Annotated in this window: 24 protein-coding genes; 12 read left to right on the forward strand and 12 right to left on the reverse strand. The window is 64.3% G+C overall.

From position 1 onward, the window contains the following. The first annotated feature begins 33 nt into the window (after nucleotides 1-33). The 7 genes from ACQ86E_RS07475 (at nucleotide 34) to ACQ86E_RS07505 (ending at nucleotide 4,956) form a co-directional block, all read left to right on the forward strand. Nucleotides 34-288 carry a hypothetical protein gene (locus tag ACQ86E_RS07475; protein ID WP_431204865.1) on the forward strand — a complete coding sequence of 85 codons (255 nt, stop codon included), beginning with the start codon at nucleotides 34-36 and terminating at the stop codon, nucleotides 286-288. 59 nt (nucleotides 289-347) lie between these two features. Next, nucleotides 348-1,229, forward strand: coding sequence for a 4-hydroxy-tetrahydrodipicolinate synthase (dapA, locus tag ACQ86E_RS07480; RefSeq protein WP_431204866.1), 882 nt, complete (start codon nucleotides 348-350; stop codon nucleotides 1,227-1,229). Between the two features lie 532 nt (nucleotides 1,230-1,761). Continuing rightward, nucleotides 1,762-1,953 carry a hypothetical protein gene (locus ACQ86E_RS07485; protein WP_431204867.1) on the forward strand — a complete coding sequence of 64 codons (192 nt, stop codon included), beginning with the start codon at nucleotides 1,762-1,764 and terminating at the stop codon, nucleotides 1,951-1,953. Nucleotides 1,954-1,970: 17 nt separating this feature from the next. Next, entirely contained in the window at nucleotides 1,971-2,369 is a 399-nt protein-coding gene (locus ACQ86E_RS07490; RefSeq protein ID WP_431204868.1) for a hypothetical protein, read from the forward strand. A gap of 84 nt (nucleotides 2,370-2,453) precedes the next feature. Next, entirely contained in the window at nucleotides 2,454-2,582 is a 129-nt protein-coding gene (locus ACQ86E_RS07495) for a hypothetical protein (RefSeq protein WP_015684076.1), read from the forward strand. A gap of 145 nt (nucleotides 2,583-2,727) precedes the next feature. Continuing rightward, nucleotides 2,728-3,363 (forward strand): uracil phosphoribosyltransferase, encoded by a 636-nt coding sequence (gene upp, locus ACQ86E_RS07500; protein ID WP_431204869.1) that lies wholly within the window; start codon nucleotides 2,728-2,730, stop codon nucleotides 3,361-3,363. A 33-nt stretch (nucleotides 3,364-3,396) separates the two neighbouring features. After that, complete coding sequence (locus ACQ86E_RS07505; RefSeq protein ID WP_431204870.1) at nucleotides 3,397-4,956, forward strand: AMP-binding protein; 1,560 nt, start codon at nucleotides 3,397-3,399, stop codon at nucleotides 4,954-4,956. 7 nt (nucleotides 4,957-4,963) lie between these two features. Here ACQ86E_RS07505 and ACQ86E_RS07510 read toward each other — a convergent pair whose 3' ends face one another. The 11 genes from ACQ86E_RS07510 to ACQ86E_RS07560 all read right to left on the reverse strand — a co-directional run bounded on the left by ACQ86E_RS07510 (nucleotide 4,964) and on the right by ACQ86E_RS07560 (nucleotide 15,003). Beyond that, nucleotides 4,964-5,875, reverse strand: coding sequence for a flagellin (locus tag ACQ86E_RS07510; protein ID WP_431204871.1), 912 nt, complete (start codon nucleotides 5,873-5,875; stop codon nucleotides 4,964-4,966). A gap of 14 nt (nucleotides 5,876-5,889) precedes the next feature. Next, nucleotides 5,890-7,665 carry a flagellar hook-associated protein FlgK gene (gene flgK / locus ACQ86E_RS07515; RefSeq protein ID WP_431204872.1) on the reverse strand — a complete coding sequence of 592 codons (1,776 nt, stop codon included), beginning with the start codon at nucleotides 7,663-7,665 and terminating at the stop codon, nucleotides 5,890-5,892. A gap of 18 nt (nucleotides 7,666-7,683) precedes the next feature. Continuing rightward, a complete protein-coding gene (locus tag ACQ86E_RS07520; RefSeq protein WP_431204873.1) occupies nucleotides 7,684-8,157 on the reverse strand; it encodes a flagellar protein FlgN in 474 nt (157 codons plus the stop codon). 9 nt (nucleotides 8,158-8,166) lie between these two features. Further along, nucleotides 8,167-8,427, reverse strand: a complete 261-nt coding sequence (locus ACQ86E_RS07525) for a hypothetical protein (protein ID WP_431204874.1) — start codon at nucleotides 8,425-8,427, stop codon at nucleotides 8,167-8,169. 3 nt (nucleotides 8,428-8,430) lie between these two features. Beyond that, nucleotides 8,431-9,696, reverse strand: a complete 1,266-nt coding sequence (gene flgE / locus ACQ86E_RS07530; RefSeq protein ID WP_431204875.1) for a flagellar hook protein FlgE — start codon at nucleotides 9,694-9,696, stop codon at nucleotides 8,431-8,433. Nucleotides 9,697-9,714: 18 nt separating this feature from the next. Beyond that, the gene (locus ACQ86E_RS07535) at nucleotides 9,715-10,380 is read right to left on the reverse strand and encodes a flagellar hook assembly protein FlgD (RefSeq protein ID WP_431204876.1); all 666 of its coding nucleotides are present in this window, start codon (nucleotides 10,378-10,380) and stop codon (nucleotides 9,715-9,717) included. Nucleotides 10,381-10,725: 345 nt separating this feature from the next. Beyond that, nucleotides 10,726-10,998: a hypothetical protein gene (locus tag ACQ86E_RS07540; protein ID WP_431204877.1), complete on the reverse strand. Its 273-nt coding sequence runs from the start codon at nucleotides 10,996-10,998 to the stop codon at nucleotides 10,726-10,728. 163 nt (nucleotides 10,999-11,161) lie between these two features. Continuing rightward, complete coding sequence (gene fliS / locus ACQ86E_RS07545) at nucleotides 11,162-11,581, reverse strand: flagellar export chaperone FliS (RefSeq protein WP_431204878.1); 420 nt, start codon at nucleotides 11,579-11,581, stop codon at nucleotides 11,162-11,164. Beyond that, nucleotides 11,581-13,221: a flagellar filament capping protein FliD gene (gene fliD / locus ACQ86E_RS07550; protein WP_431204879.1), complete on the reverse strand. Its 1,641-nt coding sequence runs from the start codon at nucleotides 13,219-13,221 to the stop codon at nucleotides 11,581-11,583. Before fliD ends, fliS begins: the two co-directional genes overlap by 1 nt. A 115-nt stretch (nucleotides 13,222-13,336) precedes the next feature. Beyond that, nucleotides 13,337-14,161: a flagellin gene (locus ACQ86E_RS07555; RefSeq protein WP_015684060.1), complete on the reverse strand. Its 825-nt coding sequence runs from the start codon at nucleotides 14,159-14,161 to the stop codon at nucleotides 13,337-13,339. Between the two features lie 143 nt (nucleotides 14,162-14,304). Continuing rightward, a complete protein-coding gene (locus ACQ86E_RS07560; RefSeq protein ID WP_431204880.1) occupies nucleotides 14,305-15,003 on the reverse strand; it encodes an RNA polymerase sigma factor in 699 nt (232 codons plus the stop codon). Nucleotides 15,004-15,679: 676 nt separating this feature from the next. On the opposite strand from ACQ86E_RS07560, the gene ACQ86E_RS07565 reads away from it, so the two are divergent. From ACQ86E_RS07565 to ACQ86E_RS07585, 5 genes are all read left to right on the forward strand, one after another. Then, on the forward strand, nucleotides 15,680-16,708 hold the full coding sequence (locus tag ACQ86E_RS07565; protein ID WP_431204881.1) for a hypothetical protein: 1,029 nt from the start codon (nucleotides 15,680-15,682) through the stop codon (nucleotides 16,706-16,708). Then, on the forward strand, nucleotides 16,708-17,007 hold the full coding sequence (locus tag ACQ86E_RS07570; protein ID WP_431204882.1) for a hypothetical protein: 300 nt from the start codon (nucleotides 16,708-16,710) through the stop codon (nucleotides 17,005-17,007). Before ACQ86E_RS07565 ends, ACQ86E_RS07570 begins: the two co-directional genes overlap by 1 nt. After that, nucleotides 17,001-17,927: a hypothetical protein gene (locus ACQ86E_RS07575; RefSeq protein WP_431204883.1), complete on the forward strand. Its 927-nt coding sequence runs from the start codon at nucleotides 17,001-17,003 to the stop codon at nucleotides 17,925-17,927. Before ACQ86E_RS07570 ends, ACQ86E_RS07575 begins: the two co-directional genes overlap by 7 nt. A gap of 603 nt (nucleotides 17,928-18,530) precedes the next feature. After that, entirely contained in the window at nucleotides 18,531-19,307 is a 777-nt protein-coding gene (locus ACQ86E_RS07580) for a hypothetical protein (protein WP_431204884.1), read from the forward strand. A gap of 13 nt (nucleotides 19,308-19,320) precedes the next feature. Further along, entirely contained in the window at nucleotides 19,321-19,857 is a 537-nt protein-coding gene (locus tag ACQ86E_RS07585; protein WP_431204885.1) for a hypothetical protein, read from the forward strand. A gap of 1 nt (nucleotide 19,858) precedes the next feature. Here ACQ86E_RS07585 and ACQ86E_RS07590 read toward each other — a convergent pair whose 3' ends face one another. Further along, the gene (locus ACQ86E_RS07590) at nucleotides 19,859-21,103 is read right to left on the reverse strand and encodes an acetyl-CoA hydrolase/transferase family protein (protein ID WP_431204886.1); all 1,245 of its coding nucleotides are present in this window, start codon (nucleotides 21,101-21,103) and stop codon (nucleotides 19,859-19,861) included.

Genomic DNA, 21,103 nt, shown 5'->3' on the forward strand with positions numbered 1-21,103 from the left:
CCGCCACCTCTGTCAATCGGAAGGAATACGTCCGTGAAACTCGTCGAACCTCCCTCGTGCAGCTCGCCCTCGAGCATCGTCTTCATCGGCCGCAACCACAGGGGCCAATGGGTCGCCCAGGAACAGAATGGCCTCTATGGCGGCCTGTTCGTCAGCCGCGCCCAGGCCGTCAAATATGCGCTGTTCGAAAACGGGCAGCGCCCTGAAACCATCGTCGAGCTGCCGCGCGAGATCGAGCTCGACATGGGCAAGAGCCCCAACAGCAACAGCGTACGCCGCGCTGCCTGAGCCGGCGCATACAGACGAAAAGCCATGTTCACTCCCCCTCAGCCTGGTTCACCGGCTTCATGCCGGACATGCCGACCCCGTTCGATGCGGCGGACGCGATCGATCTCAAGGCGTTCGCGGCCCTCTGCGAGCGCCAGGTCGCGGCGGGCGTTCCCGCGCTCGTGGTCTGCGAGACGGCCGGCGAAGCGCCAACGCTGTCGCCGGCCGAGCAGGAGCTGATCATCCGCACCGCGGTCGATGTCGCTCGCGGCCGCGTGCGGGTCATCGCCGGCACGGTCACGAACGCAACCAGCCATGCCATCGCGCTCGCGCGGCGGGCAGAGGCAGCCGGCGCTGACGCCGTGATGGCGACGGTGCCGGCCTACAACAAGCCGATGCAGGAGGGGATGCTCGCGCATTTTCGGGCGATCGCCGGCTCGATCGACTTGCCCGTGATCCTGCACGACATTCCCTCCCGCACGCTGCGCCCACTCGCCGACGAGACGCTTCTGCGCCTCGTCGAGTCCCGCCAGTTCGTCGGCCTGCGCGACGGCAGCGGCGACATCAGCCGTCCGATGCGTATGAGTCGGCACCTGCCGGCCGGCTTTCGCTTTCTATCCGGCGACGACACCACGGCGTTCGGCTTCATCGCCAGCGGCGGCGACGGAGCGATCTCGGAGGTCGCCAACATCGCCCCGGATCTGTGCCGTACGATCTTCTCGCAGGTCAGGCAGGGTCGGCTGCAATCGGCGCGCTACCTGCACAAGCGCCTGATCCCGTTGATCGCGTGCTTCGCCAAGGAGAGCCCGGCCGCGCTCAAATACGCATTGAGCGTGCTTGGCTTGATCTCGCACGGCACGAGGCTGCCGATCGTCCCGCTGGACGCAGCCGCGCAGAGGGAGGTGGTACGGGCCTTCGCCGCGATCGCCGACGAGGAGCTGATCGACGGTGTCGGCGCCTGACGCGTCGCGGAGTATCCGGGTATCTCATGCTGCAATCCGTCAAAGAATCTCACAGGCTGCTCCGCGCCTGGCAGCTGGCGCTGCTGCGCTTTGCCGTGACGCTGGATGAGTCCGACAGGCTCAATGTCGGCGCTCGCGGCGGAGCTCGATCGTCCCAGTGGCCGGCGTGACCCCGATGGCTCGCTCCACTTCTTCCGGCGGACCAACTCGCAACTCTGCGCGGCCATCAGCGGGCAGCTTCAAGACGCGGATGCGATCCTCGACTGCTTCTGCAAGCAGATCGGGGAACCACGGCTGAGGCTGGCCTTTGCCGCAGCGATCGGGATGACGCATCCGGATCCCGCGCCGTCCCAGGCCCGGCCGAAGCGGCGCCCTGATCTCTTCAGAGGGTTGCCGGCACGACGGTCCGCATCATTATGACATTCCTATAAGGGCGCGGCGGCGCCCATCTCGCATTCCTACGTCACGATGGACATCATAAGTGGCAGATTGGAGCGGCTGTCCTGCCGCGCCGCTGACGAGGACCTCCAAAATGTCGATCCTGACACATGGCTTTGACCGACCTTTCAATGCAGCCGAGCGCCCGGCGCGGTTTTCGGCGGCGCGCAAGGCCCAACTCAAGCGCGTCGGGCTTCAGGCGCTGGCCCTGCTCTCGATGGGCAGCGTGCTCACCGCGCTGATCGCACTGAAGATCGCCATTTATGTCTGGCACCTCCACGTCTGAGGGCATGGGAGACCATCATGGCGTTGCAGATGTGTGAAGACGCCGCCATGGCCGCGATCGCCCTGCAGGCAGGGCGTCGCGGGGCTGAGGCCCAGCAGACGCCGACGCTTGGGATGCCGCTTGGGCCGATCGACCCGGATGTCGTCAGCGCTGCGATTCCCGCCTTTTTCATCGGGCGCAACCGCGCCGGCCTCTGGGTGGCGCGCGAAGCCAATGGCAGCGTCGGCGGTCTGTTCCTGTTCAAGAGCTCTGCGATCGATTTCGCCAACCGCCAGAGCAAGCCGGAGCGATGCGCCCTGGTGTTCCCCACCGAGACGTTTGAGCTCGACATCGAGAACCGCGGCAATCCGCTCATCACGCTGGCAGAGGGAACGAGGCGGCTCCTTGCACGCATGACCACAGGAGGGCGGCCATGATCGAGCTGAAGATCGCCATCCTGCTGGCATTGATGACCGCATTGCTGCTCGGCATGCGCATCTCCGCGACCTCGGACAAATAGCATGCAGCTTCTCAAGGGAAATCTGGAACAGGCGGTGACTACGACGATCCTTGTCATGACGCTGAGCCTGATCTGGGGCGCGATCCTAACGCTCGTGATCACGCTCCTCGCTCGCGGGCTCGGGGTCTAGCGCTTCGCGGGAGCTGACCATGGCTGCCTACAAGGCGAGCAGCCGGGCCCGCAAGGCGGTCGCGATGCCCGCTTGAGGCCGCTGATCCCTCGGAAACAATCCGGCCGATCTGGCGAAATTTCGCGGAACCGTGTAGATCGGTTTCATGAGCATCAGCAGCGTCAACGTCGTCGCCCACCCCCTGGTCCAGCACAAGCTTTCCCTGATGCGGGAGAAGGATCGCTCGACCAAGAGCTTTCGCGAGATCCTGAACGAGATCGGGATGCTACTGGGCTACGAGGTGACGCGCGACCTGCCGCTGGAGCTGGTCGAGATCGAGACGCCGATCGCGCCGATGCAGGCTCCGAAGATCGCCGGCAAGAAGCTCACGCTGGCGCCGATCCTGCGCGCTGGCGTCGGCTTCCTCGACGGCATGCTGGCGCTGATGCCCTCGGCGCGCATCGCCCATATCGGGCTCTACCGCGACCCCGACACATTGCAGGCCGTGGAATATTACTTCAAGGCGCCGCAGGACCTGTCCGACCGCACCGTGATCCTGATGGACCCGATGCTGGCGACCGGCAACTCGGCCTGCGCCGGTGCCTCCCTGCTCAAGGCGCGCGGCGCCCGCGACCTCCGCTTCGTCTGCCTGCTCGCCGCGCCCGAAGGCATCGCCCAGTTCCAGAGCGAGCATCCCGACGTGCCGGTCTGGACCGCCGCGATCGACGAGCGGCTCAACGACCACGGCTACATCGTGCCGGGCCTGGGCGATGCAGGCGACCGGATGTTCGGCACCAAGTAGACAGATTTGCGCGATCGGGTTACTCCGGTCGGCATGAGTGCCAATGAATATTCGCTGCAATCGCTGATCGCCGCCGATCCCGCCTTCGTCTTCGACGGCGCGCCCGTCTCGCGCGCCGAGTTCTCTGCCAAGGTCGAGCAGACGGCGGCCTGGCTTGCGGCCCAGGGCATCGGCCGGGGCGACGTCGTCGCGGTCTGGCTGGTCAACCGGGTCGAATGGATCGCGCTGCTGTTCGCGGCCGCGCGCCTCGGCGCAGTCGTTGCCGCCGTCAACACCCGCTACCACAGCGCGGAGGTTGCGCATCTGCTCAAAGTCTCCGGCGCCAGGCTGATGGTGGTCGAGGCCGCGTTCCGCTCGATCGATTTTGCCGCCATTCTCGCCGATATCGCCAGGGACGAGGTGCCCGCGCTGCGAGGGCTCGCGGTGGTCGGCGCGGATGCGATCCCCGCGCAATGGCCGTGCGTCCGCGTCGAGGCCTTCGAGACTTATTCGTCTGCTCCGCCTGCGCAGAACGATGTCGACCTGCCGGTGCTGCTCTACACCACGTCAGGCACGACCAAGGGACCAAAACTCGTCGCACACTCGCAGCGGACGCTGGCCACGCACGCCGCTTCCGTCGCCAAAGCCCTCAAGCTCGATCCGCAGCGCCATTCGCTGCTGGCGATGCTGCCGTTCTGCGGCACGTTCGGCATGACCAGCCTGCTCGGCTTCATCGCAGCCGGCGCGACCGTGCATGTGCTCGATGCATTCGAAGCCGCGCCGGCGCTCCAGATCCTCAGCAAGCACAAGATCACGCACTCGTTCGGCTCGGACGAGATGTTCCGCCGCATCCTCGCGCTCACCGATGCGCCGCGCCCGCTCCCGCATCTCGAAATCTGCGGCTACGCCGCGTTTCAACCCGGCTGGCGCGAGTTGGCCGCGGAGGCCGAGGCGCGCGGCATGCCGCTCTACGGCCTCTACGGTTCGAGCGAGGTGCAGGCGCTGTTCTCGATCGCCCGTCCCGACGACGCCTTCGCGGACCGGATCGAAGGCGGCGGCTGGCCGATGTCAGCCGATGCAAAGGTGCGCGTGCGCGACATGGAGACCGGCGAGCTGGCCGCGCGCGGCGTCTCCGGCGAGATCGAGATCAGCGCGCCGTCGCGATTCCTCGGCTATTTCAACAACCCTGAAGCCACGCGCGAGGCCATCACCGCCGACGGTTTCTTCCGCACCGGAGACATCGGCCGGCTGCGCGGCGACGGCGCCTTCGTCTACGAGACCCGGGCGGGCGATGCGATGCGGCTCGGCGGCTTCCTGGTTGCGCCGGGCGAGATCGAGGACGAGCTCAAATCCTGCAGCGGCGTCGCTGACGCGCAGGTCGTCGCGGTCGATCTGAAGGGCCAGGCGCGCTGCGTCGCCTTCGTCATTGCGCACCAAGGGCAGCTGGAGCGGGAGGCGCTGACTGCGCGACTGCGCGAGCGGCTCGCCGGCTACAAGGTGCCGGCGCGCATCTACGTCGTCGACGCGTTCCCGATCACGGACAGCGCCAATGGCGTCAAGATCCAGCGCGCCCGGCTTCGCGACATGGCCATGGACCGCATCGCAGCCGAATGAGCCCGTCCTATTTCAGGTAGCTCGCCAGATTCATACTCAGGATCTTGCCGAGCGCCGAATAGGACGCGGTCAGTTGCGACTCGTAGGTCGAGAGCTGCGCCGTAATTGCGGCGACGTCGACGCTGGTGAGGTCGCTCGACAACGTCTCGGCATAACTCTTGTAGTCGGTTTGGCGAGCGCTCGCCGTCTCGATCGAGGATGCCGCGTTGGAGAGTTTGGCCTGGACTGCCGCGGTGTCGTCGAGAGCCGTACCGGCGAGATCGAGCGCGCTGGAGATGTCCGAGGACGACAGCGATGTGCTGCTGGCCACGAACTTCAGAACGCGCATCACCTCCTCGAACGCCGAATTGTCGGCCGTAACGCCATAGGACACGGCCTGGTCGGCTGCGACACGCACCGAAGCTATCTCGTCATCTCCCCCGTAGTAGCTGGTGTCCGCCGTGGTGAGCGACCCCGCTCCTGACGAAAAGCTCGAGAGGTCGACCGGGGCAGTGTCCGTCTTGCCGCCGCCAAAGACATATTGGCCGTCATATTGCGTGTTCATGAGCGAGCCCATCTGCTCCAGCATCTGCTGGGCGGAGCTGATCACCGAGCTTGTCTCGGTCGAGCTTCCGGTCGATGCGGCGCTGAGCTGGGAACGGAGCTGGGTGAGGATGTCGGTCATCGAGCCGACAGCCGAATACATCACCTGGACCTTGCTGTCCGCGAGGGTCGCAGCATCGATGTAGGATTGCGCGCGCGTCACCGAGACCTGGAGGTTGACGACATGCTGCGCGCCCGAGCCATAGCCGCCGTAATCGGTCGAAATCAGGCCCGACGATTCCTGGGTCTGCTTTTCGGCTATGACCGACTGCACGCGCAGCGCGTCGGCGATCATCTTGTTCGATTGCGCGAAGGTCGCGACACGCATCGCCACCATGGCCCGCTCCCCTCTTATGTCGACTGCACGGCAGAGAGCAGCGCTGAATACATCGAGTTGATGGCCTGGATCAGCGCGGAAGCCGCCGAATATTTGTTCTGGAGCGTGCTGAGCTTGGCCGATTCCTCGTCGAGGTTGACGCCGGATTGCGACGACAGCGAGTCCGCATAAGTCGATTGCGCGGTCTCCTTGGCGGTGTAGTTCGTCGACGCCTGCGACGATTTGCTGGCGACGTCCGACACGATGGTCGAGGCATAGTCGGCGAGAGAACCAGTCGTAGCGGAGAGCCCGCCAGTGGAGGAAAACGTCCGGGACTCCGTCAGAGCGTCGTAGAAGGCGTTGACGACCGTGGCAGACCCCGACGACAGCACCGTGCTGCCGACCGTCAGGCTCGACGAGGAGTCCAGGGTCGCGAGTTGAAGCTCGCTGGTCCCGGTCAGGATCTTGCTGTTGACCGCGATGTCCGACGCACCCGTTCCCGTCACCAGATCGTTGAGACCGAAATAGTCCGAGAATCCATCGCCGGAGCTCCCCACCGCGCTCGTCATATCGTTGATGGCGACGCCATTGCCGGAGCCGGTCGCGGTGATCGAGAGATGGCCGTCCGAATCGACCGCTGCGGACAGTCCGGAGATGCCGTTGATCGCGGTGACGAGATCTCCGACCGTGGAATAGGACGACAGATCGAGATCAGCGTAGGAGACCAGACTGCCGCTCTGGTCGGTGGCGGCGATCCGCACCGTGCCGGTGGCGGAGAGCGCCGTGCTGCTGGTGACGGCGGTCGTACCTGTCAGGCTCGCCGGCGCCGGCACCGCAGAGGCGCTGTTCGAGACGCCGTTCATCGCGGAAGCGAGCTGCTGCGCCAGCTGGTCGAGCTGGGACTGCGCCGCGGGCAGGGTCTTGTCGCGCAACGTCACCAGTGCGCCGATGTCGCCACCGGTGATCTGCGAGGTGATGTCGACCCCGTTGACCTCGATCGCACTGAAGCCGCTCGACGAGGAGCCGGCGGCATAGGTCGTGGACGCCGTTACGCTGGCGGCGGCGGTATAGCTGATCGTGTGCGCGGAACTGTCGACCAGCGCCTGACCGGACGTCGTATAGATCTGGAGATCGCCGTTCGACGCCGTGAAGTAGCTGATGTTCATCTTGGAGGCGACGTCCTGGAGGGCGGTATTGCGCTGGTCCTCCAGGTCTGCGGTCGACTGGCCGACCGCCGCCGTCTGCTTGATCGCCGCGTTCAGGTCCGCGATCTCCTGCAGGTTCGAATTGACGTCGTCGATCGAGGACGAGATATCCTGGTCGGCGTCGCTGCGGAGTTTCTGGATTCCGCTCGACGTCTCCCGCAGCTGGCTCGCGACGTCATCGAGCGCGCTGACGACGTTGGATTGCAGCGAGGCGCTGCTCGGCGTGCTCGCCAGCGACGACAGCGCCGATTCCAGCGAGGCGATGCTGTTGGCAAGCGAGGTTCCCGTGGAGCTCTCGTCGGTGCTGCTGGTCGAGCCGTAGAGCTTCTCAAGCGACGTCAGATAGGTGTTGGTCGTATCGGCCGATCCGAGGTCGGAGGTCGCTCCGATCAGCGACTTCAACAGCAGCTTGTCGACCGTCGAGGTGATGCCGCTCACGGTGACGCCGGTGCCGACACCGTTGGTGACACTGCTCGACTGGCTCGCGGTCTTCGCGGTGTAGCCCGTCGTGTCGGCATTCGAGATGTTCGACGACGTCACGCTGATCTGCACGGACGTCGCCGACAGCCCGCTGAAGGCGATCGATCGTGCGATATTGAGTGACACGGCGGAACCCTCGCTTCGTCAGGCGCTGCGGCTGGTGCCGCTGGAGACTGAACGCGTGGCAATCCGGCCAGAGGCGCCATAGGGCGACACCGCCGCGATCTGCTCGCGGATCGCCTGCATGACGGCCTCGATCCGGCGATTGCTGGCCTCGATCGCCGCGCGCAACCGCACCAGATTTTCGTCCATCGCCGCGCGCAGCTTCAGGATCCGCTCCAAGAGCTGCTCGCGCAGGATACGATCCGAGACATGCAGGCTGGTTGTGCCCGCGGCGCATTCGGCAACGGTCCGCTCGAACACCTCGGCCAGGCGGTTCTTCTCGTCGACCTGCTTCAGACGCGAGGCCGGCAGGCCCTTGGCGAGTTCCAGATTCTCCTCAGCGACAAGCGCGGTCAATGTGTCGATCAGCGTGATCAGAGACTTGATCCGAACGTCGCCGTTCGCGCTGTTCGTCCTGGTGGCTTGGCTCTTGGCTTGAGCTACAGTCATGATCATCGCCTTCTTCTAATTATGCCGTTTGCCGCGGCCGGACTGCGCGTTGCGCAAGTAGGCGCCGATCGCGTTTGTTCTGACGGTGGCCTGCCTGATCTCGTCCTCGACTTCGCCACGCCGTTCCAACAGGCCGCGTCGGGTCGCTTCGACGTCGTCGATCAGCGCAAGCAGTTGCTTGCGGTCGCCCCTCTTGACGATTTCGGCTCGCGTCACCAGCCGGCGCAACCGGCGCAACAGCACCTCTCCGGCCTCCCTGGCCTCTTCGCCCCGCATGGCTCACCTCATCGCCGAGATCAGCGTGTCATACATCTTGTTGACAGTGGAAATGACCTGGGATGCCGCCGAATAGGCCTGCTGCGCCGAGATCATGCTCGAGAACTGGCTGCTGGTGTCGGTGGTCGAGGACTCCAGCTCGCTGCCGAAGATCGTGCCCGCGCCGTTCTCGCCGGATCCCTGCAGCGCGGCATTGCCCGACGTCACCGTCGCCGAATAGATACCGTCGCTGGAGGCAGAGAGCCCGTTGGGAGCGGCGAAGGTCGCCACCGCGATCTTGTAGATCGCGATGGTCTGGCCGTTGGAATAGGTGGCGTTGACCAGGCCGTCATCGCCGATCGCGATGCTGGACAGCTTGCCGTAGGACAGGCCGTCGGAATCGATGCTGGTGACGTTCACGGACGGCGTGGTCTCGCCGGAGGCATATTGGGTGAGCCCGTCGGTCTTGCCGACGGTGCCGAGATCCATGGTGACGGTGCTGCTGGCTGCGCCATCGGTCCAGCCTGTGATCGAGACGGTCGCCGGGCTGGGACTGGTGCTGGCGAGCGAGCCGTCGCTGTTGAACGTGATGTCGATGGAGCCCGAGGCCGTGCCCGTCGCAGTGGTGGTATCCGAGGTCGAGGTTGGGTTGGCGAAGCTCGCGTTCCAGGTGTTGGTTCCGGTTTTCGTCCAGGTGATCTGCATCGAGTTCGCGGCACCGAGCGAATCGTAGACCGTCATCGAGCTGGTATAGGCATCGCCGGTCGCCGCATCCGACGGCAAATTGGCCGCGACCGTGGTCTTGGTGGTCGCACTGCCGCTGGTCGATGCGACCTGGGTGTTGATCGCCTCGAGATTGCTCGCCGACTCACTGCCGACGACGTTGCCGTCGGCGTCGGTGCGCCATCCCTCGAGATAATAGCCGTTGTTCTGGAGATAGCCGGCATTGTCGGTCGTGAAAGCACCGTTGCGGGTGTAGGCGACAGTGCCGCCCGACGTGGCGCTGGTCACCACGAAAAAGCCGGAGCCCTGGATCGCGACGTCGGTGGCGTTGGAGGTCGCAGCCAGCAGGCCCTGCTGGGTGATGTTGGCGCGGCCCGAGACGGTGACGCCACCCGAGGCATAGGAAGTCGCGTTGCTCGACGCCGTGACGAGCGCGTCGAACATTCCGGACGTCGTCTTGTAGGCGGTCGTATCGGAATTGGCGATGTTGTCGCTGATCATCGACAGGGACTGACTCTGCGCACTGAGCGCCGAGATCGCCGAGGATAATGCGCCGCTGAGACTCATGATAGAACTCCGGAAAAATCAGGATGTGACGCCGATGATGTTGGCGGCGCTGACGGAAACGCCGTTCACGGTCAGCGAAGGTGTCGAGGTCGAGGTGTCGATGCCGGTGACCGTGCCGGTGACGGTCGTGTAGTTCAGGACCGAATTTCCGGACGAGTTCGTCGCGGTCACCGAGATCGTGTACTGACCGCCGTCGGAGAGCTGGTTGCCGCTGGAATCCTTGCCGTCCCAGGTAAAGCTGTTCGATCCGGCATTCCCGGTTCCGGTGCCGGTCCACACCGTATTGCCGGAGGAGTCCTTGACGCTGATCGAGACATCCGAGGCGGCCGAGGACAGCGAGTAACCGAACGTCGCCGAGCCATTGCTCAACGTCGATGTGTCCGTCTTCGCCTCGACGGTGTGGCCGATGTAGTTCACGGAATTCAGCGTCACGAGGCTCGAGAACGAACTCGCAAGCGAATTGAGGTTGGTGTTGATCGACTGCTGGGAGGTGAAATTCGCGTAGGAGGTGAGCTGATTGACGAGGTCGGTGGTCGAGGTCGCGTCCAGCGGATTCTGGTTCTGGAGTTCACTGACAAGCAGGCTCAGGAAATCGCTGGATGTCAGCGTCGAATTGGACGACGTACTCGACGACGACGTCGTTGTCGTCGCGGTCGACGCAGAACTCGTTGCGGAAACGGTCATCAGAAGCTCCGGCTTTCCTGCGCTCCCGGCGACTGCGTGTCGATCGGCGGCGCTTGAAATCTGTGTGCTGATGAAACGGGTGGCCGCGTGGATTCAGGCGCGGATTCACGCGCGCGAAAGCGTCATTCGACACGGCAAAATCTGCCGCGTGTGCACGTGCCGGAGGAGCGATGATCTCAAGCTGGTCTATGGTCGCAAAGCTGCGTTCTGTTCGCTCGCAGCAACGCAATCGCATATGAACGCGCACGACCATGACGATGCGAGAGCTTCAACGCCCCAGGCGCCAGCGCGATCGTCGTGTTACAGGGGAGGCGAGGAACGATACGAAGGTTGAAAAGGAAGCGCTCAGCTCTCTGCCGTCTCGCCTTCGGTGCGCGGCTCGGCCGTATCGCTCTTCATCTTCATGGCCGTTGCCACGATGCGGTCGGCGAGGCCCGCTGGCGCGCGCACCGCAGGTGCGGCAAGCGCAAGGCGCAAGGCGCGCGCCTCTTCCAGCACGGCCTGCGCGGCTGGCGATTGCGCAAGCAGCTCTTCTGCGGGCAAGCGCCGACCGTCGGGCCAGAGGGAAACATCCTCGCCCAGCCGGTCGATCAATTCCTCAAACTCGGTGACGTCCATCGCCCCGCCGATCCCGCCTCGATCTGGCCGTCATAAAGCATTGCGGGCGAGGCGGAAACCGGATTTCAGCGGATTCGGGCGCCAAAGCGCCCGCAGCACCATGGAATCGACGAAAACGACCCGTCTCGACGCCGCTCCTCGCCGTGCGAAGCACCAAGCCGCTTCAGCCCGTCCGGGCCGAATCGGCCTTGCTGCTCCGCAGCGTGGCATCAACGGACTCCCATGCCTCCCGCAGCTCGGTCAGCCCGGCGATGATCCGCCGAAAGCTTTCGCGGGCATGCGGCCGGCCGTAGGCCTTGAGGCTCGCCAGGATAAGAACGTTGTAGGTCTGGAACATCCGCTCCGCCACCGCCCCACCCTTGGCGAAATCGAGATTGTGGCTCAGCCCGCGCAGGATCGCCGTCGCCTTCATCAGGTGCTCGTGCCCCTCCTCGAAGCGCCGTCCCTCCTGGGCGTTCAGCGACTTCTGGAGGGAGGTGATCGCGCCGCCAAGCAGTATCGAGACCGCCTTGAGCGGCGGCACGCTCGTTGCCGCTCCCCGATAGGCCTGGTTGGCCATGTACGCCATCGGATTATGCATCATCAGTTACTCGAGCTGGAATTGAGCAAGGCCTTGAGATAGTTGAGCGTGCTATTGGCGCTCTCGATCGCCGCCTGGTACTTCGCGTATTGCGTCTCGAGCTGCGACTGCAGCGTCGACGCTGCGCTGTTGATGTCGTCGACCTTCTGTTGGAGTTCGTCGTCGCGGGTTGTCAGACTGGTAATCTGCGTTTGCAGCACGCCGCTCGACGACGAGTAGTCCTTTGCGAGCCGATAGAGCTGCGTTGCAATGCCCGAGGTCGACGTCACCGCAATCGATTGCGAGGTCGAGCCACTATAGGTGAAGGCCATGCCAGCGTAGATCGAGCCGGACGCGCCGATGATCGTGGTCCCGCTGACCGTGAACAGCGACGAGTCGCCGCCGACCGACGCCGACGTGAGGTTTCCGTCGGCATCGACCGCCAGATCGAGGGTGAAGGATTGCGGCGACGTTCCGGTATTGACGACGCTGAGCTGGCTCGACGACGTCGTCGTCTGCGCCGACAACAGCTTGGTCACGCCGCTCAGATTCGTGCTCAGGATATCCGAGAGCGTGCTGGTATCCAGTTCGAGTTCATTGCTCTCGTTGAAGGACAGGCCGAGATCGGCCATGGTCAGGCCGCCCACGGTCGAGTTCAGCGCATTCTGAAGCGCATCCATGATGTTGCGCATGGTTCCGTCGCCGAACAGCACCGCGCTCGAATCCGCTGTGCCGTCGGTTGCGGTTTTCTGCTGTGCGATCACCTCGTCGCGAAAGGCATTGTAGTTGGTGACGAACGTCTCCAGCGTCGACTGGATCTGGCTGGTGTCAGTTTCGATGCTGATGTTCAGTGTCGCTCCGTCCGGCGTCTCCTGGAGCAGGCTGAAGGTGACCCCGCTCAGGACGTCCGAGATGTCGTTGGTGTCGCGGGTCATCGCGATGCCGTCGAGCGTGAACTCGGCGGCCTGCGCTGCCTGGAGCTCGTCGGTGAAGCTTCCCGAACTGTCGGTCACACCGAGCTTGTTGAGAATATCGTCCCCTGACGTGCTCGAATAGGTGATGTCGGCGGCATCCTCCGTGCCCGTCAGCACCATCTGGAACGAGGTGCTGGAGACCTGCACGATTGAGGCCTGGACATTGGTCGTCGAGGTCTGGGCATTGATGGTATCGACGATGTCCTGAAGCGACATCGTGCTGGTGATGGTGACATCGGACGTGCTGCCGCCCTCCAGGCCGATGGAAAACGTGCCGGAGTATCCGAGTTCGTCGGTCTGGCTGGATTGCGACGCGCCGGAAACCTTTTGCGCGGTGGCCAGCTGGCTGATCGTCAGCGTGTGGTCGCCGATCGCCGCCCCGCTCTTGAGCGTCATGGACAGCGCCGACGAGGCGCTCACGTCGCCGGTGGAACTGATGCTCGCCGCGCGCGTCGCAAATGCGCTGGTGGACAGCGAATTGACCACCGCGGTGGAAAGCGACGCCAGGTCCGAAGATAGCGTCTTCAGATCGGTTTGCAGCGTCTGATAGGCCGATATCTTGGCTTCATTGGTCGTGATCGTGGTCGAGATCGTATCAGCCTGCGCGGTCTTCGCGTCGACGGCGGACTGGATCAGCGCCGTCCAATCGATGCTGCTCGAATTGGTGGTGCCGCTCGTCGTGACCGACACGCCCGAGGAAGTCGTGCTTGTGCTGCTGGTGCTGGAGCTGACGCTGGCCACTTTGCTTGGTTGTCCCCGACAGAGAGGACCGGGCAGGCATCATGCCGGCCCGGTCAGTTGATCATCAGCCCAGCAGCTTGAGCAGGTACTGCGGCATCTGATTGGCGGCGGCCAGCGCCGAGACGGCAGCCTGGGTCTTCACCTCGGCCGAAGACAGCTTGGACTGCTCGGCCGCGATATCCACGTCCTTGATCGCCGAGTTCGCCGACTGGAGATTCTGTGTCTGGGTCGAGATCGAATCCGACGAGAAGTTGAATCGCGATTCCTGGGCACCGATCGAGGCGCGCGCAGCGGACACCGTGTCGATCGCGGTGTCGAGGGCGTCGAGCGCCGAGGTCGCGCCGGACTGGGTGCTGACGTCGAGCGAAGTGACCGCGAGCGACGATGCCGTCAGGCTGGTCAGCTTGATGTCGATGGTGTCGGAGCCGTCCGAGCCGACCAGCACGGACACGCCGGACGAGAACACGCTGGATCCATCGAGCAGGCTCTGGCTGGAATAGCGGGTGCCGGTCGCGATCGAATCGATTTCGGAGTTGAGCTGCGAGAATTCCGACTGGATGTAGGCGCGGCTCGAGTCGGTCGTGGTGCCCGAGGCGGATTCGGAGGCCAGAGACTTCATGCGCGCGAGAATGTCGGAGATGTTCGAGGCGCCGCCGTCAGCGGTCTGCAGGATCGCGGTCGCCTGCGAGGCGTTGGTGGCGGCCTGCTGCAACGTGGTCACGTCCGAGGAAATGCGGGTGGAGATCGCAAGGCCGGCCGCGTCGTCGGATGCCGAGGTGATGCGCGAGCCGCTCGAAAGCTTCGAGAGCGAGCTGCTTTCCTGCGCGGAGTTGATGTTGAGATAGCGGACCGCGGCGTTGGCGGCGGTATTGGTATTGATTGCGGGCATTGGAAGCTCCTGTGCTGATGGGCAAGCGTGCCGCATCGTTGAAATCGACTTACGACGACGCGGACCGCAGCCCCGTCCGTTCGCTCAAACGGCGGAGTGCAAGCAGATCAGGCGCGAAAACTTCGGCGCGGCGAATTTTATGGTTAGCAATCGGTAAACGCGGTGCGGATGTCGCGTTCATGTTTTCGCAGCAACTGGCGAAGCTGCTGACGTCCGCGCTTGAGCAGCGACTCGACGGCCGCCACCGTGGTGTCCATCACCTGGGCGATCTCGCCGTTGCTCATGTTCTCATGGTACGAAAAGATCACCGCGATGCGCTGCTGCTCGGGCAGGCGCTGCATCGCAAGCTCCAGCATACCGTTCAACTCGTTGCGCTCGATGATCTCGACCGCGCCGGGCTGACCGTCGGCAACCTCGGGCACGCTATCGACGTTTTCGTTGCGCGGCTTGCGGCGCAGGTCGATGCAGCGGTTGGAGATGACCCGGTAGAGCCAGGTCGAAAATTTCGCGCGGCCATGCTGCCAGCGGCCGCGATGGCTCCAGATCTTGAGCATGGTGTCCTGCACCACGTCTTCGGCATCCGCCGCGTTGCCGACGATGCGCAGCGCAATCGCATAAGCGCGGTCGATGTGACGCTCGACCAGCATACGGAATGCGACTTCGTCGCCGATGGCAAGCCTGTCGATAAGCTCGCTATCCTCGTCATAGACGACATCGTCCGCGACCGGCGCGCTGTCCGGTGCGAGCGGCACCGACGGCGCGACCTGTACGATCGCATCATCGGGCATTGTCGCCGTGATCTCGACCTCGGCGGGAGCCCAGACATCAGCAGCGTAACTCATCCCGCAACCTCCAACCCGCAACGCCGGCGGCGCATATGCCACACGGCTTCCAGGCGTTGAACGCGACACCAAAACAATCCAGGCGAAGAATTTTTGTTGTTTTTCAAGATGTTAGCCGGTCACTTTTGCCGGGTATCGGGCAATAATTGCCGACTGCGCGATGGTCCTTCGCGTCAAGCCTGCAATCATCACATCGTCTCGCGCCATGGCTGATCATCCATCCTGAACAGATGTACTCGTGAGAAAACGCTGACATTACGCGGCACTAGATGATCGGGCGCGACACGCGCAGAGCACGCGAGGAAGCGATTGTTTCCGGGTGTGAACGAACGCGAGACGATCTCTGCACCCGGCAATTTTTTCCGAATCACCTTTTCGAACCTAGCTGTTTTTTTGAATCTGTCAGTCACGACGAACGCAATTTTGAATCGTGCGTGAACTTTTTCGCATCGATCGCGCCTGACACCACGTGTGCGCACGTTAATCGTCGGGATGGACGGGGAATTGTCGCATGAAGATCGCAACGGCCGGGCTCGAGCCCCGCGCGCAAATTGTTTCTGCCTGGTCATTCGATGTTTTCGATACGTTTCTACTTCGCGCCTGCACGACGCCCGATGGCGTATTTGAAAGGACTTGCGAGCTTTCAGGCATTTCACGAATTTTGCCGAATGTTTCCGTGAGTTTCGTTCAACATCGCATACAGGCCGAATCGCGTGCACGCCGGACCGCGAAGGAGACGCGCGGTACGAGCGAAGTGCATATCGGCGAAATCTATTCCTTCTTTCCGTTCAGACTGTTTGGTCTCTCGCGTGATGGCCTGAACGATCTGGTCGAGTCGGAATTCGTCGCCGAGCTGGAGCTATGTCGCACCAATCCCGACATGCTCAGGCAATATCTGGACATGAAGCGCGCCGGCCATCGCGTCGGCTTCATCTCCGACACGTATTGGGACTCGGGTCGATTGGCACGGCTGCTGCGGGCCTGCCGTCCGGGACTGACGTGGGACTTCCTCTATGCGTCCTGCGATCATGGCAGCAGCAAGGGCGAGGCGCTGTTTGCGACGTATCTGTCGGAGCAAGGCATCGATGCCGCCGCTTCCTTTCACGTCGGCGACAACGAGAAGGCCGATATCAGGGGCGCGCGGCGGCATGGCATTCGGCCGCGCTATTATCCGCAAGCAACGGCACAGCTCGCTTCCAGGCTTCAGCGCGAGACCGCGCTGTTCGAGCTGCTGTGCGCGGGAGCGCCATCACGGCTCGATCACGGCTCACGCACATTGCGGCGGATGGTCGCCACACGCAGCGTCGAGAAATCTCCCGCCTTCCATTTGGGTCTTACCATCCTCGGCCCGGCCATGACCGCCTTCGACGCCTTCGTGGCGCGGCGCTGCGAGGACGTTGCAGGGCCCGGCCGGAGGGTCGCGCTCGGCTTTCTTGGCCGCGACGGATTTCTGTCGCACCGGATCTGGCAGGAACTGCACAGTGACGCGGCGGCCTATATCGAGATCAATCGCCGCGTCAGCCTGATCGCCTCGGCCGACACAATGCAGCCGCTGGTCGACCTCCTCAGCAAGGTCTTCAGGATCGACGCGCCGACCTTCGGCGATGTGGTGAAGCTCATGCCGCCGAAGGTCGCGGCGTTCTTCGCCGGCTTTCCCGGCGGTATCGCCTCGGGGAAGAGCTCGCCGAGGCGCTTCCCGACCTGATGGATCCCGACGAAATCGCCGAGCTCGCCGCGGGACTGCGGGCCCGGCTGCTCGCCTATCTGCGCCAGGCCATCCCCGGCTTCGACGGCTGCACCGACCTCGTGCTCGCCGATCTCGGCTATTCCGGCAGCGTGCAGAAGGCGCTGCGACGCATCTTCGACCTCGAAGGCATCGAGATCCGCCTGCACGGCGCCTACCTGATGTCGCTCGACGACGCCTTCGACGACGTCGCCGAGCGCGACAGCGCGGAGGGCTTCATCTCCGACCTCGTCGTCACCCCCATATCAAGCGCATGTTGATCCGCAACGTCGCGGTGCTGGAGCAGATCTGCTGCTCACCCGATGGTTCAGTGCGGGATTACGATGGCGGCGCGGCGCTGCGCGAGATCAATCCGCGGCCTGCAAGCCAGATTGCATTGGCCGCCGAGATCCAGACCGGCGCCCTTGCCTTTGCGGAAAGCGCCGAAGACGTTGCGCTCGACCATGGCCTCGATCCCTATGCGGCGACCGATGTCGCTTCACGCTGGTGTGCGGCGACGCTGGCCCGGCTTCTGCTGCTGCCCGACGAGGACGAACTCGCGCTGCTCGGCGGATTGAAGCATGACGTCAATCTCGGCACGCACGCACTGGCACCGATGCTCGACGGCGAATTCGTCCGCCGTCAGGTCACGGCACGCGGCCTCTCTGCCGCCTGTGCATCGGTCGCGCCACCAATGTGGCTGGCGGGCAGCTTTGCCTTGATGTCTCCGTCCCACGCTTATCTCTATACGTTGTTCGGCGTCAACCGCCTGCCGGCCGACGTCTTCGAGGAGAGGCCCTCCGGCACCGTCCAGGTCGGGTTGTTCCGCGGCAATGGCGAGGCCACGCTCGAAACGGTGAGCGTCTATCGCACCGGCCTCGGCGAGCTGCGCGTCCGCATTCCGCTCTCGCGCGCCATGGGCATCACCACGATCGCGCTGCCGCTGCCGAAATTCGCCGCCGAAGGCCTCCTGCACGGTGTGACCATCCAGACCGCCGAATTCATCCGTGACGCGGCCGAGCGCCAGGACGTGCTCGGCATCGCCTCGGAAAGCCTGGTCTATGCCGGAATTCAGAGGAATGGCGACCATTATCGCGCCGAGAACGAGGACGGCTGCCTGCTGATTCCGGTCGCCAAGATGACTGACGATATCGCGATCTACTCCGTCGCAATCACGCCGCTCGGCTCCAGCCCTAAATAGTGCGCCTGATCGCCCGGCCCGGATCGTTCAAGTCCTGGGATGGGACCGGGGGTACGGAATTGACGGACAGGACGCACGAAGACCTGGATCGGCTGCTGCAATCCGGCGGCATCAAGCTTGGACGAGCCCAGCGCGACCGCCTGGACTGGCTGGCCGGACAGTACGGCGCGCCGACATTCCACGATGTCTCGGACACCGGGCGGAAAGGCGTCATCATCCTGAGGGAGCCGCCGAGTGGCGCGGCTGCCGAGCTGTTCTACCGATCGCTCTCGCCCGGCTGTGCCGTCGTCATTCCAACGAGCGAGAATCCGGGCTTCGACTTCCTCAAGTCCAAGCTGACCGAGTTCGGCACCGTCGGCCCATGCGGCGCTGACGGTCCGCATGAGCTGTGGTGGGGCGGCATCGGCTGGTCGAAGTTCCTCACCGCGACTGATACCTGCACCGTTCGCCCGCGAATCGTCTCCTGCTACCCGCAGGGCGGCGACGCGACGGCGGCCTCTTCGCTCCGACACGCGCTCGAGCCGATTTGCCCTCCCTTGCCATATCGAGCCGATCGACACCCGGCTCGCCGACCGCGTCCTCTGCTTCGAGAAGGCCGAGTTCATGGTGCGGATGTGGAACAAGTACCGCGAGCCGCTGCTGTTCGTCGAAGCCGGCGCCATGCTGCGCGAGGCACCGCTGCTGCCGTCGTTTCTCGGCTGCGATGTCGCGCTCCACAAATGGAACCGCTGGGAGATGTCGGCCCGCACCCTCTATCTCGGCCGCACCGAACGCGCCGAGATGCTGTTGCGGGCCTGGCAACAGCTCGCCGCGTCGCATCCCGCGATCTGGGAAGGCTATCTGCTCGACCAGGCCTGGAGCCTGACGTCCTCGCAGGTGCCGCTCGACACGGTGTGGCTGCCGCGGTCCTATCATGCGCTGACGGGCGACCTCGGCGCGATACGCGCGACGGTTCTGCATGACCAGCAAACGACGACGCTGGAGCTCGGGCCGGATCCGGCCTTCGCCGGCATCGTTCGCACGGCCCGTCGCGCCAGCCGGACCGGCGCCCGTGATGCCTTCATGGTGATGACCTCGAATGCCCACACTGCGAACGGCGTGGCCGTGATCCTGCGCGACATTGCGGCCAGCGACGCCGGTGCAGTGGCCGCCACCGTGGAAGCCCTGACCGGCGCCTATACCGCCAATAGCGGCGGCTACGGCCGGCTCGAACTGTCGCTCTGCGCCTGGCAGGACGATGTCGGCGCCGCACGCGATGCCGCGGCCCTGGCGCGCTACCGCATCCTGGAGATCGCGCCGGGACAGCGCATCGCCAACGATTTCTTCGCCCACCAAGCGGCCGACGACGCAGTCATGACCGCCCGCCATCTCTTTCCCTGACGGATATCACAAGATGCTCAAGACCATCATCCTCCTCACCGACACCGTGCAACAGCAGCAGCCGCTGGCCAATCTGCTCCGCGAGCACAATCGCGACCTCGCTTTCTGTTCGGCACTGCGTGCCCAGGACCTCGGCGCCATCGCGCCGGAGGTGCTGAACGAAGCGCGGCTGGTGTCCTTTGCCGCCGATGTCGCCGTCCCCGAAAAGCTCCTGCTCCGGCTCGGCTACGGCGCCTACAAATTCTATGCATTGCCGATGCAATATCCGGGTCTGCCGCCGGCACCCGACGAGAGCGATGACGACCCGCGCTGCTATTCCGTGATCGCGCAATCGATGACGATCTGGCCCGATTTCAAGAAAGTGGTCGGCCTGGAGACCGTGACGATCCCTGATAGCACCGCGCCCGCCGAACGAGAGCGCCTGGTGTTCTCCCGCCTTGCGCATCTGTTCTGGCAGATGTCGGGCATGATCGCCGGCGAGGCCACGAATCTGCCGGGGATCATCGGGGCCGGCGAGAGCCAGCGTCCGACGCTCGCGATGATGAACTGAGTTATCGCGCAGAGCGTCTCAGCTGCGCCGACAGAGCATCGCGATGCTCGGGCGCGGCGATCGCGATCATGCGGCGCGCTCGCTCGGCAAGACCGCAGCCGCGCAGCTCGGCAATGCCCCATTCTGTCACGATGACATCGACATCGGCACGCGGCGTCGTTACGGTCTCGACATGCGAGACGATCCGGCCGGTGCCATCGGACGCCGTTGCCGGCAGCGCGATGATCGCCCGGCCTCCGCGCGATGCATTGGCGCCGCGTACGAAATCCAGCTGCCCGCCGATCGCCCCGATGGTCACGCCATTCAGCGTCTCGGAATTCACGCTGCCGTCGAGTCCGACCTGAAGCGCCGAGTTGATCGCGACCAGCCGGTTGACCCGCGCCAGCACGCCCTGGCCGTGCGTGTAGGATGACGGCCGCACCGCCACAGCCTTGTTCTCGTGCACGAAGCGGTAAAGCCGCTGCGTGCCGATCACCTGGTTGGTGATGGTGATCCCAGCATCGATCTCCTTCTCCGTATTCGTCACCGCGCCGCGCTCGATCAGCTCGACGACAGCGTCGTTGATCAGGCCGGAATGGATGCCCAGATTGCGGACATGGGACAGCGAGGAGAGGATCGCCTCAGGAATGCGCCCTACGCCGAACTGGAGTGTGCTGCCATCCGCGATCAGACCCGCAGCATGCGCGGCGATGCGCCGCGAGACATCGTCGAGCGGCGGCGATGCCAATTCGACCGGCCGACGGCGGGCCGACACGCACACATGGACCGGCACGTCCTCGGGCCATTCCGCACCGAACGTAAAGGGCGCATCCGGATTGATCTCGGCGACGACGAGGCGCGCGCCGCGCGCGGCATCGATGACATAGTCGTTGGAGAGACTGGCGCTGAGCCGTCCCCCGGCTTCCGCAAGCTGCACGAGGACGACATCCGCCTTGTGGCGGCCCGCGGCGAAGTCGGCACAGAAGGCGCTGTAGTTGCTCGGGATCATTTCGAGCCGACCCGCTTTCGCAAGCCGTCGCGCATGACCGATCACGCCGTAGCTGAGAAACGAGACGTTCGCCGCGCTCGTGGCCGAAAACGTCTCCGAGAATACCGGGCCGACCATCATGCGAAAGGATGCAAGCCGTGCTGCCTGCGCCATCAGAGCTTCGGTCAGCGTGACGGGCTCCGCCGTCGCCTGCCCGCACACGACGAGATCGCCCTCCCGAATCAGGCCAGAGAAGTCGATCGGCGCCTCCTCCGACAT

This window comes from Bradyrhizobium betae (genome assembly GCF_050632175.1).
Classification (GTDB): domain Bacteria; phylum Pseudomonadota; class Alphaproteobacteria; order Rhizobiales; family Xanthobacteraceae; genus Bradyrhizobium; species Bradyrhizobium betae_B.